This is a genomic window from Streptomyces sp. CNB091 (assembly GCF_000377965.1).
The window spans coordinates 672,467-692,080 of record NZ_KB898990.1 but is presented as its reverse complement, the minus strand read 5'-3'; the positions used below and the strand labels follow the sequence as shown (position 1 = coordinate 692,080).

Here is a 19,614-nt window from a genome sequence, read left to right as displayed (position 1 = left end):
GAAGGCGAAGCCCCGTGACAACCGATGCTGCCCGGACGGAACGAGAAGCGCTGGAGCGCAGGCGCGAACTGCTGCGCCGGGCCAAGGCCCGCGCGCAGCTCGGCGAGGCGCCCGAGCCCCGGGCCGCGGGCGCCCCGGTCCACCGTGAGCTGCCGCTCTCGCCCGGCCAGCGCCGCATGTGGTCGATCCAGCAACTCCACCCCGACAGCGTCGCCTACAACGTGCTGATCGCCCTGGACCTCCGGGGACCGCTGGACGGCGACACTCTCGGCCGGTCCCTCGCCCGCCTCACCGCGCGGCACGACATCCTGCGCACCACCTACCACTCCGGCCCCGACGGCTCTCCGGTCCAACGCGTCCGGGCCGAGCTCACCGCCCCCTACGACCAGGTCGACCTGCGTCGGCTTCCCGCCTCCGAGACCGAACTCCGCACCGAGGAACTCGCCCGTTCCGCCGCCGGACACGTCTTCGACCTCGGTACGGACTCACCCCTGCTCGTACGGCTCATCCGCACCGGCGACGAGACGTTCAGCCTGGTCCTCGTCGCCCACCACATCGCCTGGGACGACGCCACCTCCGGTGTCTTCTTCGGCGAACTGATGGAGGAGTACCGCGGGCTCCTCGCGGGCAAGGAGTCGACGAGGGGGCCCGCGATGCAGTTCGCCGAGGCCGCCGCCCCCGAAACGCCCGTCGTCCCCCGGCCCGAAGGTCTGGCGTACTGGCGCGACCACCTCGCCGACCCACCGCCGCCGGTCGGCCTGCCCCGGCTCAGCGGCGGCAGTGGCGGCGCCGGGCGCTCCGGAGACGACCAGGCGCACCGGCTGCGGCCCGGCACCGGCCGCCGGATCCGGGAGTTCGCCCGTCGTCAGGGCGCCTCCCCCTTCATGGTGCTGTTCGCCGCCGTCAACGCGCTCCTCCACCGCTGCACCGGGGCACGGGACTTCGTCATCGGTGCTCCCGTCGTCAACCGGGACTTCCCACGCGCCGAGGAGGTCGTCGGCTACCTCGGCAACACCCTTGCCCTGCGTGCCTCGGTAAGCCCCGGCGACACCTTCACCGAGCTGGTCGCCAAGGCCCGCACCACCTGCGTCAGCGCCTACGAGCACCAGGACATCGAGCTGGACCAGGTCGCGCGCGAGGCGGACCCGCACCGGCGAAACGGCGAGCAGGGGCTGTTCAACGTCGTCCTGTCGCTGCGCAGCACGGTCCTCGAACCCTTCGCCGCCACCGGGCTGACCGCGACCCGCCGCCACGTCTACAACGGCAGTGCCCGCTTCGATCTGACCCTGGCCGCCGAGTTCATCGGCGACGAGGTGGGCGTCGAGGCCAACCACTGGGCGGACGACGGCGCCGCGGCCATGGCACGGCAGCTGCTCCAACAGCTGGACACCCTGATCGACGCGGCGCTGGAGCGGCCCGACACCCCCGTCTCCGCGCTGGAGCTGCTGGGTGCCGACGAGCGTCGGCGGATCGTCGCCGCCGGGCTGGGAGCAAGTCTCCCGGAGCTGTCAGGCATCCTGCTGCCGGCCCTCTTCGAGGCTCAGGCAGGGCGCACACCGGAGCGCACCGCCCTCCTCTCCCCCGCGGGCTCCCTGACCTACGCCGAGCTGAACGCCCGTGCCAACCGGCTCGCCCGCCATCTCATCGCACGCGGCGTCGGCCCCGAGAGCCTGGTGGCCCTCTCCGTACCCCGTTCCACGGACACCGTCGTCGCGGCACTGGCCGTGCTCAAGGCCGGCGCCGCCTACGTTCCGGTCGACCCGGCCTACCCGGCGGACCGGATCCGCCTGATGCTGACCGACGCCGCGCCCGCCCTGCTGCTCACCACCGTCGCGGCCGGCCCCGGACTGCCCAGTGCCGAGCAGGTGCCCCGGCTGCTGCTGGACTCCCCCGACACCGTCGCCGGTCTGACCGCGTACGGCGCGGACGACGTCGGCGACCGCGAACGGACCGTGCCGCTCCACCCGGACCACCCGGCCTATGTCATCTACACCTCCGGCTCCACCGGCACCCCCAAGGGCGTGCTCGTCGCCCACCGGGCGCTCGCCGCCCATCTGGAGTGGGCCGGACGGATCTTCACGGGCCTCGCCGGGCACACCCTGATGCACTCCTCGGTCTCCTTCGACTTCTCGGTGACCCCGATGTACGGCCCGCTGCTGCGGGGTGGAGTCCTCGAACTCTGCGAGGACACCCTGGACGCACTGGCCTCGGCCGCCGGGCGGGCGAGTTTCCTCAAGATCACCCCCAGCCATCTGCCGCTGCTCCCCGCCGTACGGTTCTCCGAGACCGGGCCGCGCACCCTGGTGATCGCCGGTGAGGCGCTGCACGGCGAGGCCCTGGAGGGATGGCGTCCGCCGGGGGACGGCTCCGTCGAGGTCATCAACGAATACGGTCCGACCGAGACGACGGTCGGCGCGCTCCTCCATGCCCTCGGCACCGCCGAGGACGTACCACCCGGCCCTGTCCCGGTCGGCCGGCCGGTGCCGCACACCGGCTGCCACGTCCTGGACTCCGCCCTCGGCCCTGTTCCCGACGACGTCACGGGCGAGCTGTACATCGGCGGGGTCCAGCTCGCGCGCGGCTACCTCGGCCGCCCCGGTCTCACCGCCGGCCGCTTCGTGGCCAGCCCCTTCGGGCCCGGTGAACGTCTCTACCGCACGGGCGACCTGGCGCGACGCCGCCCGGACGGCACGCTGGAGTTCGTGGGGCGTGCGGACGACCAGGTGAAGATCCGCGGATTCCGGATCGAACCCGGGGAGATCGAGGCGGTGGTCGCCGCCTTCCCCGGCGTCACCGCCGCCGCCGTCACCGCCCACCACGACGGCCCGGGCGGCTCCTACCTCGCCGCCTACGCCGTGCCGTCCGCACCCGACACGGTCGACGAGGCCGCGCTCCGCGAACATCTGACGGCCCGGCTGCCGGAACACGCCGTGCCGGCCGCGATCGTCCTGCTGGACTCGATGCCGCTCTCCCCGTCCGGAAAGACGGACCGCCGAGCCCTCCCCGCCCCCGGCTTCACCACGGCCGCACCGGCGCGGGAGCCCCGCACCGAGGCAGAGCGTGCCCTGTGCGACCTCTTCGCCGGGTTGCTGGGCGTCGAACACGTGGGCGTGGACGACTCGTTCTTCGAGCTCGGGGGCGACAGCATCGTCATCATCTCGCTGGTCTCACGGGCCCGTGCGGCCGGACTGCCCATCTCACCCGGTGACGTCTTCGCCCACCGCACCCCCGCCGCCCTGGCCGCGGCCTTCGCCGAAACGGCCCCCGACCCCGCTCCGCAGACGGCCGCCACGGGCGAGGACACCGGAACGGCCGCGCCCACCCCTCTGATGCTGGCCTTCGACGCCCGCCCCGGCGGGCTGCTCCCCCGCCACCACATGTCCACCCTCCTCAGGGTTCCCGGCGAGCTGCACCTCGTCGGCCTGACCGCTGTCCTCCAGGCCCTCATCGATCATCACGGCGCCCTGCGTTCCGTACTCGAAGCGGGGCCGAGCCTGACCGTGCGGCCCCGGGGCGACGTACGGGCCGGGACGCTACTGCACCGGGTCGACGTCACCGGGCTCCCCGAGCCCGAGTGCACCGCCATCGTCGAGCGGGAGCACACCGCGGCCCTGGAACGGCTCGACCCCGGGGCCGGAACCATGCTCCAGGCCGTCTGGTACGACGCGGGCCCGGACGACGGCCGGCTCTCGCTGGTCGTCCACCACCTCGCCGTGGACGGCGTCTCCTGGCGCATCATCACCGAGGACCTGGCCACCGCCTGGGAGTCGGTGCGAGCCGACAGGGCTCCTCGACTCCCCGACGTACAGACCTCTCTGCACCAGTGGACCGGCGGCCTCGCCGAAGCGGCCCACAGCCCCGCCCGCACCGCCGAACTCGATCTGTGGCACGCGGTCCTCGACGGACCCGACCCGGTGCTCGGCGCCCGGCGCCCGGACCCCGCTCTCGACCGGTGGTCCACGGTCCGGACCGTCACCGTCACCGTGCCGACCGCCACCACCTCGGCCCTTCTCACGACCGTGCCCTCCGCGTACTTCGCGGGCACCGAGGACATCCTGCTGACCGCGCTGGGCCTTGCCGTCACCGCCTGGCGGCGCGACCGGGGTGTCGCCGAACCCACCACCCTCGTCACCCTGGAGGGGCACGGCCGGGAGGAGAGCGCCGTGCCCGGCACGGATCTGACCCGCACCGTCGGCTGGTTCACCAGCCAGTACCCGGTCCGCCTCGACACCACGGGAGTCGATCTGGACGAGGCGCTCTCCGGCGGCCCCGCCGCCGGAACCGCCGTGAAGCGCATCAAGGAGCATCTGCGCTCACTGCCGGACCGGGGGCTCGGGTACGGCCTGCTCCGTCATCTCAACACCGACACCGCGCCCTCCCTCGCCGCCCTTCCCGAGCCCCAGATCGGCTTCAACTATCTGGGCCGGTTCCGCGGCGACACCGGGGAGAGCGCCGCGCCCTGGAGCTTCGGCCCCGGGGGTCTGACCGCCGCCTCCGACGCCGACATGCCCACGCCCTCCGCCGTCGTCGTGAACGCCCTCACCGAGGACGGCCCCGACGGCCCCCGGCTCACCGCCCACTGGACCCATCCCGCCGGGGTCCTCACGACCGGTGACGTCACCGCGCTCGCCGAGCACTGGCAGCGCGCCCTCACCGCTCTCACCGCCCACGCCGACCGCCCCGACGCGGGCGGTCACACTCCCTCGGACCTGGCCCTGGTCACCATCGACCAGAGTCGGCTCGACGCCCTCGAATCGAGGTGGCGCACCGCATGAACAGCCGTTCCCCGATCGAGGACGTCCTCCCGCTGACCCCGCTCCAGGAGGGTCTGCTCTTCCACTCCGTCTACGACGAGACCTCCGTCGACGTCTATGTCGCCCAACTCCTGGTCGACCTGACCGGCCGGCTCGACCACGCCCGGCTGCGCCGCGCCGCCGAGGCCCTGGTGCGCCGTCACACCTGTCTGCGATCCGGGTTCGTCCGCGACGGCGACTCGCCCCTCCAGGTGGTGCTTCGTGAGGTCACCGTCCCGTGGCGGCACACCGATCTCTCCGCACTCGGCGAGACCGACCTCGCCGCCGAGGTCGACCGGCTGGTCGAGGCCGACCGGCGCGACCGCTTCGATCTGGAGCAGCCGCCGCTCATCCGCTTCCTCGTCATCACCACCGGTCCCGGCCGGCACCGGCTGGTGATGACGAATCACCACATCGTCCTGGACGGCTGGTCCACCCCGCTGCTGATGCGCGACCTGTTCGCGCTCTACGCGGCCGACGGCGATCCGTCCGCCCTCCCCGCGGCGCGGCCGCACCGTGACTTCCTGGCCTGGCTCGCCCGCCAGGACCGGGAGGCGGCGCTGGACGCCTGGCGCGCCGCGCTCGACGGAGTGACCGGGCCGACCCTTCTCGCCCCGGACCGGCCCGACCGGCCCCAACTGCCCGACGAGGTCGTCGCGGAGCTGTCCGGCGAGCTCACCGGGCGGCTCACCGCCCTCGCCCGCGCCCGGGGCGTCACCCTCAACACCGTGGTCCAGGCGGCCTGGGGCATCCTCCTCGGCAGACTGACCGGACTGCGCGACGTCCTCTTCGGCGGCACCGTCTCCGGCCGTTCCCCCCTGCTGCCCGGTGTGGAACAGATCGTCGGGCTGCTGATCAACACCTTGCCCGTACGGATCCGGCTCGACCCCGGTGAGAGCGTCGAGGAGCTGCTCACCCGTGTCCAGGCCGAGCAGGCCGCTCTCATCGATCACCAGCAGCTCGGCCTCGCCGACATCCAGCGCATCACCGGCACCGGGGAACTCTTCGACACGCTCACGGTCTTCGAGTCCTTCCCGTTCGACGCGGACTCCATCGCCACGGCCCAGCAGGACTCCGGCCTCACCGCTGTCTCCACCACCCGGCCCATCGCCACCCACTATCCGCTCGCCCTGATGGTGATGCCCGGCCCCACCGGACTGGAGCTCACCCTCAAGCACCGCCCCGACGTCTTCGACGAGGCCGAGGCCAGGACCGTGCTGGACCGGTTCCGCCGCGTCCTGGAAGCCTTCGTGGACGCCCCCGGCGCGAGCTGCGCGAGCATCGACGTCCTCTCGCCCGCGGAGCGCCGTGCCCTGGCGGGGCCCTCCCGCGCACCGGAACCCTCCGATGCCACCCTGCCCGCGCTCTTCGAGGAGCAGGCCGCCCGCACCCCCGACCGGGTCGCGGTGGTCCACGACGGCGACCTGCTCACCTACCGTGAACTGAACACCCGTGCCAACCGGCTGGCGCACCGGCTGATCGGTCTCGGCGCGGGCCCCGAGCAGCTCGTAGCCCTCGCTCTTCCCCGCTCCGCGGAACTCGTGGTGGCCGTACTCGCCGTCCTCAAGACGGGTGCCGGATACCTTCCGGTCGACCCGGACTACCCCGCCGACCGGATCCGTCTGCTGCTCACCGACGCCGAGCCGACCGCTCTGCTGACTCTCTCCGGCGCCGCGCCCGGCACACCTCCCAGGCGCCTCACCGAGACCACTCTCCTGCTCGACGACCCCGAGGTGCTCGCCGACCTGGGCGCCCGCCCGGACACCGACCCGGACGACGGCCATCGCCGTACCCCGCTCCACCCGGACCACCCCGCCTACGCCATCTACACCTCCGGCTCCACCGGCACCCCCAAGGGCGTACTGATACCGCACCGCAATGTCGTGCGGCTCTTCACCGCCACGACCGCCCTGGTCAGCCCTGGTCCCGACGACGTCTGGACCCTCTTCCACTCGTATGCCTTCGACTTCTCCGTCTGGGAGCTCTGGGGTCCCCTGCTGCACGGCGGCCGACTGGTGGTCGTCCCTTCCTCGACGAGCCGCTCGCCGGAGGACTTCCTCGCTCTCCTCGACGAGCACCGGGTGACCGTGCTCAACCAGACCCCGTCGGCCTTCCACCAGCTCGCCCGCGCCGTCCACGACCGCGGCGGACCCACCAGGACGCTGCGCACCGTCATCCTGGGCGGCGAGGCCCTCCAGCCACCGCGGCTGGCCGAGTGGTACGCCGATCACGCCGGAGCGGACTCCCCGGACCTGGTCAACATGTACGGGATCACCGAGACCACCGTCCATGCGACCCACCAGCTCCTGCGTCCCGGGATGACCGCCTCGGCGGCCAGTGTCATCGGACGGCCGCTCCCCGGATTGACCGCCCATCTGCTCTCCCCCGAGCTGGGCCTCGTACCGCCCGGGGTGACCGGCGAGATATACCTCGGCGGCCCCCAACTCGCTCGCGGTTACCTCGGGCTGCCCGCACTGACCGCGGCCCGCTTCGTCGCCAGCCCCTTCTCCCCCGGGGAGCGTCTCTACCGCACCGGCGACCTGGCCCGCCTCGCCACCGACGGCACTCTGGAATTCGCCGGACGAGCCGACGACCAGGTGAAGATCCGCGGCTTCCGCATCGAGCCCGGCGAGATCGAGACCGCCGTGGCGACCCACCCCGGGGTCTCCCGCTGTGTCGTCCTCCCCCGCGACGACGGCACCGGCGGCACCCGGCTGCTGGCCTGGGCCGCCACGGCCGACGGCCCGCGGCCCACCTCAGCCGAACTGCGCGCCCACACCGCGGCGCTGCTGCCGCCCCACATGGTGCCCGCCTCCTTCACCGTCCTCGACGTTCTGCCACTCACCGCGCACGGCAAGGTCGACCACCGGGCGCTGCCCGCCCCCGACGCCGGGGGAGCCGAGGCCGCCAGGCCGCCCGCCGGGCCCGCCGAGACCGCCCTGTGCGAGCTCTTCCGCGAGGTCCTGCACGTGGAACGGGCGGGTCCTGACGACTCGTTCTTCGAGCTGGGCGGTGACAGCATCCTCGCCATCACCCTGGTTTCCCGCGCCCGCGCGGCCGGGCTGCCGTTCACCCCGCGGGATGTCTTCACCCGCCGCACCCCGGCCGCCCTGGCCGGCGCGGCTACCGCGACGGCCCCGGTCACCTCGCCGGCGGACGACGGCACGGGTGAGGTCGGCCCCACTCCCATCACCGCCTGGCTCGGCGCGCTCCACGGTCCGGTGGACGGTCTCTCCCAGTCCGCCGTCGTGGCCGTCCCGGCCGGAACCACCGAACGGCAGATCACCACCGCCCTCCAGACCCTTACCGACCACCACGACGCGCTCAGGCTCCGCACCGAACGCTCCGCGAACGGCTGGACCCTGCACGTCCGGCCGCCCGGCTCGGTGCCCGCCGCGCCCCGGCTGCGCCACGTGGAGTGCGCCGACGCGACCCCGATCGAGCTGCGTCGCACCGCACAGGAGCGTGCCGGGGCGGCCCGTGGGCGGCTCGACCCCGGCGCCGGAGCCGTTCTGGAAGCCGAATGGCTGGACCCCGGCCCCAGCCGCCCCGGCGTGCTTCTGCTCGTGCTGCACCACCTCGCCGTGGACGGCGTCTCCTGGCGCGTCCTGCTGCCGGATCTCGACCTCGCCCTGACCGCGGCCAGGGCGGGCACTCCCGCCGAACTCCCCGCCCGCACCACCTCCCTGCGACGCTGGGCTGCGCTCCTCGCGGAAGAGGCACACAGCCCGCGGCGCATCGCCGAACTCCCGTTGTGGACCGAGACACTCGCTTCCCCCGGGCCTCTCCTCGCGGGGCGCCGTCCCGACCCCGTACAGGACACCGCGGGCACCGCCGGGCGGCTGGAGCTGGAGCTGTCCGCCCGGCACACCGAGCCGCTGCTCGGCCGGGTCCCGGGCCTCTTCCACACCGGGGTCCAGGACATCCTGCTCGCCGCGCTGGCGGTCGCCGTCGGACAGTGGCCTCAGGGCGGTCTGCCCCTGGTCGTCGATGTGGAGGGCCACGGCAGGCACGACCACCTCTTCCCCGGTACGGACCTCTCCCGCACCGTGGGCTGGTTCACCACCGTCCACCCGGTCCGGCTGACCACCGGCCCCCTCACCGCCGAGGGGATGCGCGCCGACCCCGCTGCCCTCGGCCGCGCGGTCAAGGACATCAAGGAACAGCTCCGCGCCATCCCTGACAACGGCCTCGGTCACGGACTTCTCCGCCACCTCAACGCCGGCACCGCTCCCGCCCTCGCCGCCCTTCCCGAACCACCCCTCGGTTTCAACTACCTGGGGCGATTCGCGGATCCGGACACGGCAGCCTCGGCCCGGGGCGCGGGCGGACCAGTCGGCGGCGGAGCCGACCCCACCATGCCCCTCGGCCACGCCATCGAGGTGAACGCCGCCACCTGGGACACGCCTGCCGGCCCCCGGCTCACCGCCCGCTGGACCTGGGCCCCGTCCCTGCTCACGCGGGAACAGGTCCAGGACCTCGCCACCACGTGGTTCAGCGTCCTGGAGGCCGTGGTCGAGGGTGCCGAACTGCCCGGGACCGCCGGGCACACCCCTTCCGACCTGCCTCTCGTCGAGCTGACGCAGGACGACATCACCGCCCTGGAGGACGAGTTCGGCTTCGACGACGCCGACAGCACGGCGGCAGGACCCGACACCCCTGGGCCCGGCCCCTCGACGGCCTCCGCCCACGAGGACACCTCCATCGACATCGACAGGATGCCGTCATGACCCAGCAGTCCCGCATCGAGGACGTCCTGCCCCTGACCCCCCTCCAGGAGGGGATGCTCTTCCACACCCAGCTCGACGACGGAGTGGGTCCCGACGTCTACACCGTCCGGCTCGGCGTCGACCTCACCGGGCCCACGGACGCCCGCGCCCTGCGCCGCGCCGGACAGGCCCTGCTCGACCGGCACGCCAACCTCAGGTCCGCGTTCCGCACCAACGCCAAGGGCCGGCCGATGGCCGTGGTGCTCCGGGGTGTCGAGCTTCCCTGGGCCGAGCACGACCTGTCCGGCCTGGACGACGCCGGCCAACGCGCCTCTCTCGATGATCTGGCGGCCGGCGAACGCACCCGCCGCTTCGACATCCGTACCCCTCCCCTGCTGCGGATGGCACTGATCCGACTGGCGCCGGACCGTAACCGTCTCACCCTCACCTTCCACCACGTGCTGCTCGACGGCTGGTCCTCCCCTCTGGTGCTGCGCGAACTGCTCGCGCTGTACGAGGGGTTCGTCTCCGGCCCCACCCCGGCAAGGCTGCCCGCCGTCACCCCCTACCGCGACTACCTGGCCTGGCTCGACGGCCGGGACCGGGCTGCCACCACCGCCGCCTGGGACGAGGCACTGGCCGGTCTGGAGTACCCGACCCTGCTCGCCGGCCCCTCCCCGGCCCGCGCCTCGGTGCTCCCGCACCGCTACGACCTCACCACCCCGCCGAACCTCGCCGCCGCCCTGCACGCGCTCGCCCGCGGCCGCGGGCTGACCACCAACACCCTGGTCCAGGCCGCGTGGGGGCTGCTGCTGGCCCGTCGCACCGGCCGGAGCGACGTGGTCTTCGGCGGTGTCGTCTCGGGCCGCCCCCCGGAGATCCCCGGCGTCGAGTCGATGATCGGGCTCTTCATCAACACCGTCCCGGTCCGTGTCCGGCTCGATCCGGCCGAATCCGTCGGCACCCTGCTGGGCCGGATCCAGGAGGAGCAGTCCCGCCTGCTCGGGCACCAGTACCCGAGCCTGTCGGAGATCCGGCGCTCGGCCCCGGCGGCCGACAGCGGCGAGCTCTTCGACACCCTGGCGATCGTGGAGAACTACCCGCCGGCCACCACCGGGGAGGCCGTGGCCGGCCTACGGGTCACCGGGCTCGACGGCGAGGACTCCACGCACTATCCGCTCACCCTCACCGCCGTCCCCGACCGCGCCACCCCGGGCGGCCTCCAGCTCACTCTGGACTTCCGGCCGGGCACCTTCGACCGGGACGAGGTCGCGCTCCTGGGCGAACAACTCCTGCGGGTACTCGGCGAACTGACCAAGGATTCCGAGCGCCCCACCGGGAGCATTGAGGCCGTCGCACCCGAACAACTGGACCGGATCCTGGAGAGCTGGCGCGGCGAGAGCGCGCCGTCGACCGCCGAGACGCTGCCGGAGCTCTTCCAAACGCAGGCCGCCGCCGAACCGGACGCCGAGGCACTGGTTCACGAGGGCCACAGGCTCACCTACGCCGAGCTCAACACCCGCGCCAACCGGCTCGCCCGGGTCCTCACCTCGCGCGGTATCGGCCCCGAGGACACCGTCGCGCTGGCGCTGCCGCGCTCGCCCGAACTGGTCACCGCGATCCTCGCCGTGCACAAGGCCGGAGCCGCGTACCTGCCGATCGATCCGGACTATCCGGCCGAACGCGTCACCCTGATGCTGTCCGACGCCCGGCCCGCTCTGCTGCTGACCCCGCCGGATGCCCCCGGCGGCACCGACCGGCCCGCGACACCTCGGCTGGCCGTCGGCCCCGACACCGGCCGTGAACAGCCGGGGCACGACCTGCTTCCCGGTGAGCGGACCGCGCCGCTCCACCCCCTCCACCCGGCCTACACCATCTACACCTCCGGCTCCACCGGCCGTCCCAAGGGCGTCACCGTCCCGCACACCGGAATCGTCAACCGGCTCCGCTGGACCCAGCACGCCTATCCGCTGGGCCCCGGCGACCGGGTGCTCCAGAAGACCTCCGCCGGGTTCGACGTCTCCGTCTGGGAGTTCCTGTGGCCGCTGGCCTCCGGGGCCACCCTGGTCCTGGCCCGCCCCGGGGGCCAGGGGGACCCCGCCTACCTCGCGGAACTGATCCGGTCCGAAGGCGTCACCACCGCCCACTTCGTCCCTTCCATGCTCGACGCCTTCCTGGAGGAACCGGCCGCGGCCGACTGCCGCTCCCTGCGCCTGCTGCTCTGCAGCGGCGAGGCCCTGCGCCGCGAGAGCGCCGACCGCTGCCACCGCGTGCTGGGGCTGAACCCGCACAATCTCTACGGGCCCACCGAGGCCTCGATCGACGTCACGGCCCACCCGCACGACCCCGGCGCCCCTCCCACCGCGACCGTGCCCATCGGCAGGCCCGTGCACAACACCCGGGTGTACGTCCTGGACCGCGCGCTGCGTCCGGTCCTGCCCGGTGTCACCGGCGAACTCCATCTCGCCGGGGCCCAGTTGGCCCGCGGCTACCTCGGCCGCCCCGGCACCACCGCCGAACGCTTCTGCGCCGACCCCTTCGGACCCCCGGGGACCCGGATGTACCGGACGGGCGACCTGGTGCGCTCGGACCGGGACGGTGTCCTGGAGTTCATCGGCCGCACCGACGACCAGGTGAAGATCCGCGGCTTCCGGATCGAACCGGGAGAGGCGGAAGCCGCACTCACCGGTGCGCCGGGAATCTCCCAGGTCCGTGTCGTCGCACGGGAGGACCGCCCGGGCGATGTCCGCCTGGTCGCCTACGCCGTGCCCTCCGCCGGTGTCCCGGCCGAAGAGGCGGACCTCGAAGGGCTCCGCGCCCACGCCACTCGCCTCCTGCCCGAACAACTGGTGCCCGCCGACTTCGTCGCGCTGGCCGCCCTGCCGCTCACCACGAGCGGCAAACTGGACCGCCGCGCCCTGCCCGCCCCGGGGCGCCGTCCGGCGGACGGGCGCCGGGAGCCGCACACCGCGCGCGAGCGGCAGCTGTGCGCGCTCTTCGCCGATGTCCTGGGACTGCCCGCCATCGGAGTGGACGACCACTTCTTCCGCCTCGGCGGGCACTCCCTGCTCGCCGCCCGGCTGGTCAGCCGGATCCGTACGGAACTGAACACCGAGGTGCCCCTGCGCGCCGTCTTCGACGCGCCCACACCCGCGCGGCTGGCCCTCGTACTGGATGGCGGGCCCGCCACCCGGCCGCCGCTCGCGCCCGCCGTCCGGCCCCCGGCGATTCCGCTCTCCTTCGCCCAGCGGAGGCTCTGGTTCCTCGACCGGCTGGACCGGGAGGGCACCACGTACAACATCCCCTGGGCCTGGCGGCTGACCGGAAGGGTCGACTCCGCCGCGCTCCAGGCCGCCCTCGGCGACCTGACCGAGCGCCACGAGGCCCTGCGCACCGTCCTGCCCGACAGCGACGGCGTACCGCGCCAGCAGGTCCTGCCCCCGCACGAGGCCCGTCCCAAGTTGCACACGGAGGAAACGACCCCGGCGGAGCTGCCCGAACGGCTGGCCGCTGCCGCGGGCCACCGCTTCGCCCTGGACCGGGAGATGCCGTTCCGCGCCCATCTGCTGACCACAGGACCCGATGAACACCTCCTGGTCCTGCTCGTTCATCACGTCGCCGCCGACGGCGCCTCGCGCGGACCGCTGCTGCGCGATCTGGACACCGCCTACTCCGCCCGCCTGAGCGGCCGCGCTCCCTCGTTCGCACCGCTGCCCGTCCAGTACGCCGACTACACCCTGTGGCAGCGTGACCTGCTGGGACCGGAGGAGGATCCGGACGGCCTCGGCCGCCGCCAGGAGGAGTACTGGACCACCACCCTCGCGGGCCTCCCCGAGGAGCTGGCCCTCCCCGCCGACCGTCCCCGGCCCGCCACCGCCGGTCACCGGGCCGAGGCCGTCGCCTTCGCCGTACCGCCCGCTCTCCACCGGGCGGTGAAGGACCTCGCCCAGGGATGCGACGCCAGTGTCTTCATGGTCTTCCAAGCCGCGCTGGCAGCCCTGCTGACCCGGCTCGGAGCCGGAACCGACATCCCGCTCGGCACTCCGGTGGCGGGCCGTGCCGACGAAGCCCTCACCGATCTGGTGGGGTCCTTCACCAACACCCTCGTCCTGCGTGCGGACACCTCCGGCGACCCGGGTTTCCGCGAGCTCCTGGGCCGGGTGAGGGAGACCGGCCTCGCCGCCTACTCCCACCAGGACCTGCCGTTCGAGCGGCTGGTGGACCTGCTCAACCCGGCCCGTTCGCTCGCCCGGCACCCGCTCTTCCAGGTCATGCTGGCCCATCAGGTCGCCCCGCCCCCGCGCCCCACGCTGCTGGGCGTCAGCGCGACCCAGCACGACACCGGACTGCGTACCGCCAAGTTCGACCTCGCGCTGGACCTCACCGAGCACCCGGACGGGGGTGGCGTCAGCGGTCGAATCGACTTCCGCCTCGATCTCTTCGACCCGTCCTCGGCCGAGGCGCTGGCCGAACGGCTGGTACGGGTGCTCGAGGCGGCCACCGCCGACCCGGACCGGCCGCTCAGCCGGATCGAGGTGCTCTCCGCCGACGAGCGCGCCAGGCTCCTCGGCGAGTGGAGTGGCGCCGGGTCGGTCCAGACCCCGGTCACCCTGGTCGACGCCTTCCAACAGCAGGCCGCGCTCCGGCCCGACGCGGTCGCCATGGTCCTGGAACGGGAGGAGGTCACCTACCGCGAGCTCGACGAGCGCGCCAACCGCCTCGCCCGACTGCTGCTGGCGAGCGGCGCGGGCCGGGAGAGCCTGGTCGCGCTGGCGCTGCCCCGCTCCATCCACACCACGGTGGCCCAACTCGCCGTGGTGAAGGCGGGCAGCGCCTATCTGCCGCTGGACATCGACCATCCTGCCGAGCGCGTCGCCATGATGCTGCGGGACGCCGCTCCGCCCATCGTTCTCACCGTCGCCGGGCAGGCGGCCGGCCTGGCCGCGGCCTGGCCGGCCGCCGAGGTGCTCGCTCTCGACGACCCGGCCGTCACCGCGCGGATCGGGGAGCTCGCCACGGTGCCGGTCACCGATGCCGAACGCGGTGGGCCGGTACTCCCGGAGAACGCCGCCTACCTCGTCTACACCTCGGGCTCGACCGGCCGCCCCAAGGGGGTTCTGCTCACCCACGCCGGAGTGGCCGGGCTGATCGCCACGCAACGGGAGCGCTTCGGGGTGGGCCCCGACACCCGGGTTCTCCAGTTCGCCTCGCCCGCCTTCGACGTGGCGTTCTGGGAGATCTGCCTCGCCCTGTGCACCGGCGGACGGCTGATCATGGTGCCGAAGGAACGGCGGGTGGCCGGACCCGAGCTGACCGAGTACGCCACCGAGCACGGAGCCGATCTCCTGATTCTGCCCCCCGCGCTGCTGGAGGCGTTGCCCCCCGAATGCGTGCTCCCAAAGGACTCGGTGCTGCTGGCCGGCACCGAGCGGGTCTCACCGCAGTTGGTCACCCGCTGGGGGGCGGGTCGCCGGCTCTTCAACGCGTACGGTCCCACGGAGGCCACCGTCAACTCCACCCTCGGCGCCTGCGATCCGGGCGAGTACGCGAACACCGCGCCCGGATCGGTGCCCATCGGGGTGCCGGACCCGGGCACCCGTGCCTATGTCCTCGACGCCGCGCTGCGTCCCGTGCCGCCATCGGTCCCCGGTGAGCTGTATCTGGGTGGCGCGGGGCTCGCCCGCGGCTATCTGGGCCGGGCCGCGCTGACCGCGGAGCGATTCGTCGCCGACCCCTACGGCCCCGCGGGGTCCCGGCTCTACCGCACCGGCGACGTCGTGCGCCGCCGTCCCGACGGGCGGATCGACTTCGTCGGCCGCTCCGACGACCAGGTGAAGATCCGCGGTTTCCGGATCGAACTCGGCGAGGTCGAGGCGGCGCTGACCGCGCTCGACGGGGTGGTGTCGGCGGCCGTGGCGGTCCGGGAGGACCTGCCCGGCGGACGGAGGCTGGTCGGGTACGCGGTCGGCGGCGGGGGCCCGGCCCTGGACCCCGAGGCACTGCGGACCGCGCTGGCTGCCGTGCTGCCCGGCCCCATGGTGCCGTACACGGTGGTGGTGCTCGACGCTCTGCCGGTGACGGGCAGCGGGAAGCTCGACCGGGCCGCGCTCCCGGCTCCCGCCCGGCGGAGCCCGCAGGACGCGGACCGGCCGTCCGACCCGGTTCGGAAGACGCTGGCCGATCTCGTCGCGGACCTGCTGGATCTGCCCCAGGTGGGTGTGAACGAGGACTTCTTCTCGCTCGGCGGGCACTCGCTGCTGGTGCCCCTGCTCCTGGCCCGGATCAGGACCGAACTGGGTGCGCGGGTGGAGACCCGGGCCTTCTTCGAGGGTCCGACGGTGGCGGAGCTGGCAGCGGTGGTGGAGGCGGCGCGGGCCCCCGTCCCCGCACCGGGGCCCGCCGCCGGGGACGGCAGGGGCGACCCGCTGGCCCAGCTCCGCCTCGACGCCCGGCTCGACCCGGCTCCGGTACGGCCTCCCGGAACCGTGGCGGCCGCGGATGCCCCCTCCGAGATCCTGCTCACCGGCGCCACCGGATTCGTCGGCGCCTTCCTGCTGGACACCCTGCTGGCCCGGACCGACGCCCGGGTGCACTGCCTGATCCGGGCGGCGGATCCGCAGCAGGCGGCCGTACGCCTCCGGGAGACCCTGGACCGCTTCGGGCTGCCGGCCCCGCCGGCGGACCGGGTCGTCGCCGTCCCGGGCGACCTCTCCCGGCCCGGTCTGGGCCTGTCCCCCGCCGACCACCGGGATCTCGCCGAGCGGATCGACACCGTGTTCCACAACGCGGCCTCGATCAGCCTGCTCCGCGGCTATCCGGCGCTCCGTGCGGGCAACACCCTGGGAACGGCCGAGATCGTGCGGTTCGCGATGACGGGCCGGTTCAAGCGGCTCCACCACACCTCGACGCTCTCGGTGATCCCCCGACTCGCGTCGGGAGCCGCCCGGTGGCCGGCCGAGGCGGAGCTTCCCGAACTCGACGGGTCCGGAAACGGCTATGTACTGAGCAAGCGGGCTGCCGAGTCGCTGGTGGCCCAGGCCGGACGCCTTGGGGTTCCCACTACCGTCCACCGGCTGGCCCGGGTCACCGGGCACAGCCGTACGGGGGCGTGGACCGTGGACGATTTCCTGGCCCGACTGCTGGTCGGCTCGCTGCGGGTGGGGCTGCTCCCCGCCCACGGACCGGCCGAGCTGTGGACACCGGTCGACCAGGTGGCCGAGGGCATGGTCCACCTGGCGCTGCGACCGGAGTCGGAGGGTGGCGTCTTCCATCACGCCGACACCACGGCGATCGCCATGACCGACCTGGGAGAATGGATGGCCGCCTGCGGGCGGCCGGTGGGCCTGGCGGAACCGGCGGAGTGGGCCGAGGCGCTGGCGGGGGACCCCGGTAATCCGGTGGCGCCGTTCCTGCCCCAGCTCCGCGGCGGGGGGCCGCGGCCCCCCGCTCCCTGGGTGCCGGAGCCGTTCGACACCGGGCGGCTGCGTTCCGGGCTGGCGGACTCCGGGCTCCTGCGCCCGGCGCCCGGCCCCCAGCTGTTGAACCTGTATCTGAGGTTCTTCGACGCCCAGGGGGCGCTTCCCCCGCGGTGACTCGAACCGGAGCGCCGTTCCGCCCGGTCGCGCGGCCCCGTTCGGGGCCGCGCGACCGGGCGGGAGCGGTAGTGCCCTCCGAGCGACTACTTCTTCTTCAGCGCCTCTGCGAGCAGGGGTTCGATGCCCTTCACCGCGTAGGGGATGCTCAGCACGGAGGAGCTGGACAGCGCCAGGCCGACCGAGGGGTCCGCGGGGAAGACAAGCCGGTTCTCCTTGGCTGCCTTCATGGCGGCGACCTGCGGATACTGCTTCAGCGTCTGGTCCAGGGGCAGTTGCTGCTGGCTCAGAAGAATCACCACGTCCGCGTCCGCCTCGCCGGTCTTCTCCGCGGAGAGCTCGGCGAAGTACTCCTCCGTGCCCAGGCCCTCGACGAACTCCGACGGCTTGAGTCCGAGTGCCGTGACCAACTGCATCCGCGTGTCGCCGGCCGTGTAGACGCCGATCTTGCCGCCGAAGGCGAGCAGGATGGAGACGGTCTTGCCGGCGAACGCGGGGTTCCTGTCGGCGGTGGCCTGCAGCAGCTCCTCGGTCTCCTTGATGAGCTCCTCGCCCTGCTTCGCCCGCCCCACGGCGCCGGCGATGACCCTGGTGGAGTCCCGCCACGGCACGGTGTTGGGTGCGGCTCCCTTCGGCAGACCGACGGTGCGGGCAATGTCGGTGAGCGTCCTGTACTCGGTCTCGTCACCGCCGGACTGCACGTTCACGATCAGGTCGGGGGCGAGCGATGCCACCTTCTCGAAGTCGAACGGCGGCTTCAGGAAGGCGGGTGTCTGCCCTCCCAGGGACTTCTCCGCCCAGCTGCCCACACCGCGCTTCATCACCGGAATGAACTGCCACACCCCTACGGGCACGATGCCCAGCGCCAGCAGCACGTCGTGGTCGGTACGACCGAGCGAGAGCACACGCTTCGGCTGTGCGGGGATCTCCACCGAGCCGAACTTGTCCTGGACGGTGACGGGGAAGGTTCCGGACCGCCCCGGGGCGGAACCTGCGGACCCGGCCGCCTTGGACGGTTCGTCCTTCCCGCAGGCCGCGAGGAGCGCGGTCGAGCCGAGCAGCGCGCCGAGCGAGAGCAGCCGTCGGCGGCTCAACGGAAGTTCGCGGTCGGTCGGTCTGGTCATGGCATAGCCCTGTCTGTGAGTGTCGAAGCGGTGGCCCGCCGGCCGCGCGTTGACGATGAGGCCCGGCCTTCCTCAGGTGCGGAACCACATGCACGCGGCCCTCCGGCGCACGGCCCGGTAGCACCGCGTGCGAGTCGCCGGGGCCGACCCTAATCAGGTAAGGCTCACCTTGGCAAAGAACGGGAGGCGAACGACAGCAATTGACGATGCGTCAATGACAGCGCGAAGCAATCCACTTGATCCAGATCCTGAGGTTCCCCCTTCGAGAACAGACATCTTAGGTTAGGCTACCTTTACTTGAGAGATCGGCACCGCCCGAGGTCCGCCCCTGAAGGCACCTCGACCCATAGTCACCGCGCGGATGAGTCGACGACGGCGCCGACCATGCGCCACGGTCCGACCAAGGCGACAGGAGATCACGTTGATGGCTGGTTCGACGCTCGCTCTGACGATCCAAGGGGACGGAGGCCCAGCCTCAGACACCATCCGCCGCGACCGCACGCAACTCCGGGAACTGCTGCACCAGCACGGCGCCCTGCTCCTGCGAGGCTTCGATGTCGGCGGTGTGGACGGCTTCGAAGCCGCGGTACGCGAACTCTCCGGGCCGCCACTGACGTACACGGAGCAGTCGTCGCCCCGCAGCGTCATCAAGGGCAAGGTCTACACGTCGACGGAGTATCCGGCCAAGGCCGAGATTCCGTTGCACAACGAGATGTCCTATCAGGCCACTTGGCCCCTGGTTCTCTACTTCCACTGCGTGGAGCCGCCCTTGACCCAGGGCGCCACCCCGCTCTCCTCCACCCGCGTCGTCCATGACCTGATCGATCCCTCCGTCCGCGAGGAATTCGTCCGCCGCAAGTGGATGGCGGTGCGGAACTACCGGGACGACATCGGGTTGCGCTGGTGGCAGGCCTTCAACACGAAGGACCGCGACGAGGTCGAGCGGCTCTGCGAGGACGGCGGCATCGAGGCCCAGTGGATCGGCAAGGACGGCCTGCGCACCCGCGCGGTACGCGAACCGGTGCATCGTCATCCGGTGACCGGTGACGCCGTCTGGTTCAATCACGTCGTCATCTTCCACGTCAGCAGCCTCCCCGCGGCCACCCGCACCGGGCTGCTGGAGATCTGCGGCGAGGACGGACTGCCGAACAACACGTACTACGGAGACGGCGAGCCGATCCCGGACGACGTCACCGACCATCTCCGCGACTGCTACCGCCAGGCATCGACCCGCTTCGACTACCGGCGCGACGATCTCCTGGTGGTGGACAACATGCTGGTGTCCCACGGCCGTGAGCCGTTCACCGGCCCGCGCAAGATAGCGGTGGCGATGGGCGAGGCATCCGACGCGTGAAACGGGGAGCGCGGTGGCGTACGCCACCGCGCGTCCGGCGTC

At 72.9% G+C, this 19,614-nt stretch carries 5 protein-coding genes; 4 read left to right on the top strand and 1 reads right to left on the bottom strand.

Going from position 1 to position 19,614, the window contains the following annotated elements; translation table 11 throughout:
• The first annotated feature begins 14 nt into the window (after nt 1-14).
• Genes D581_RS0102910 through D581_RS0102900 form a run of 3 tightly spaced genes read left to right on the top strand, consistent with a single transcriptional unit; the run spans nt 15 to nt 17,094 of the window.
• Nucleotides 15-4,775: a non-ribosomal peptide synthetase gene (locus D581_RS0102910; protein WP_018955730.1), complete on the top strand. Its 4,761-nt coding sequence runs from the start codon at nt 15-17 to the stop codon at nt 4,773-4,775.
• Nucleotides 4,772-9,523, top strand: a complete 4,752-nt coding sequence (locus D581_RS0102905; protein ID WP_026290133.1) for a non-ribosomal peptide synthetase — start codon at nt 4,772-4,774, stop codon at nt 9,521-9,523. The genes D581_RS0102910 and D581_RS0102905 overlap by 4 nt, the downstream gene beginning before the upstream one ends.
• A complete protein-coding gene (locus tag D581_RS0102900) occupies nt 9,520-17,094 on the top strand; it encodes a non-ribosomal peptide synthetase (RefSeq protein WP_018955728.1) in 7,575 nt (2,524 codons plus the stop codon). Before D581_RS0102905 ends, D581_RS0102900 begins: the two co-directional genes overlap by 4 nt.
• A gap of 86 nt (nt 17,095-17,180) precedes the next feature.
• Here the strand turns inward: D581_RS0102900 and D581_RS0102895 are convergent, their stop codons facing one another.
• Nucleotides 17,181-18,218: an ABC transporter substrate-binding protein gene (locus D581_RS0102895; RefSeq protein WP_018955727.1), complete on the bottom strand. Its 1,038-nt coding sequence runs from the start codon at nt 18,216-18,218 to the stop codon at nt 17,181-17,183.
• 424 nt (nt 18,219-18,642) lie between these two features.
• On the opposite strand from D581_RS0102895, the gene D581_RS0102890 reads away from it, so the two are divergent.
• Nucleotides 18,643-19,572: a TauD/TfdA family dioxygenase gene (locus D581_RS0102890; protein ID WP_018955726.1), complete on the top strand. Its 930-nt coding sequence runs from the start codon at nt 18,643-18,645 to the stop codon at nt 19,570-19,572.
• The last annotated feature ends 42 nt before the right edge of the window (nt 19,573-19,614 follow it).

Coding starts and splice junctions, on each gene's coding strand:
- D581_RS0102895 (WP_018955727.1), bottom strand. CDS start 18,218: ATGACCAGACCGACCGACCGCGAACTTCCGTTGAGCCGCCGACGGCTG.
- D581_RS0102905 (WP_026290133.1), top strand. CDS start 4,772: ATGAACAGCCGTTCCCCGATCGAGGACGTCCTCCCGCTGACCCCGCTC.
- D581_RS0102900 (WP_018955728.1), top strand. CDS start 9,520: ATGACCCAGCAGTCCCGCATCGAGGACGTCCTGCCCCTGACCCCCCTC.
- D581_RS0102890 (WP_018955726.1), top strand. CDS start 18,643: ATGGCTGGTTCGACGCTCGCTCTGACGATCCAAGGGGACGGAGGCCCA.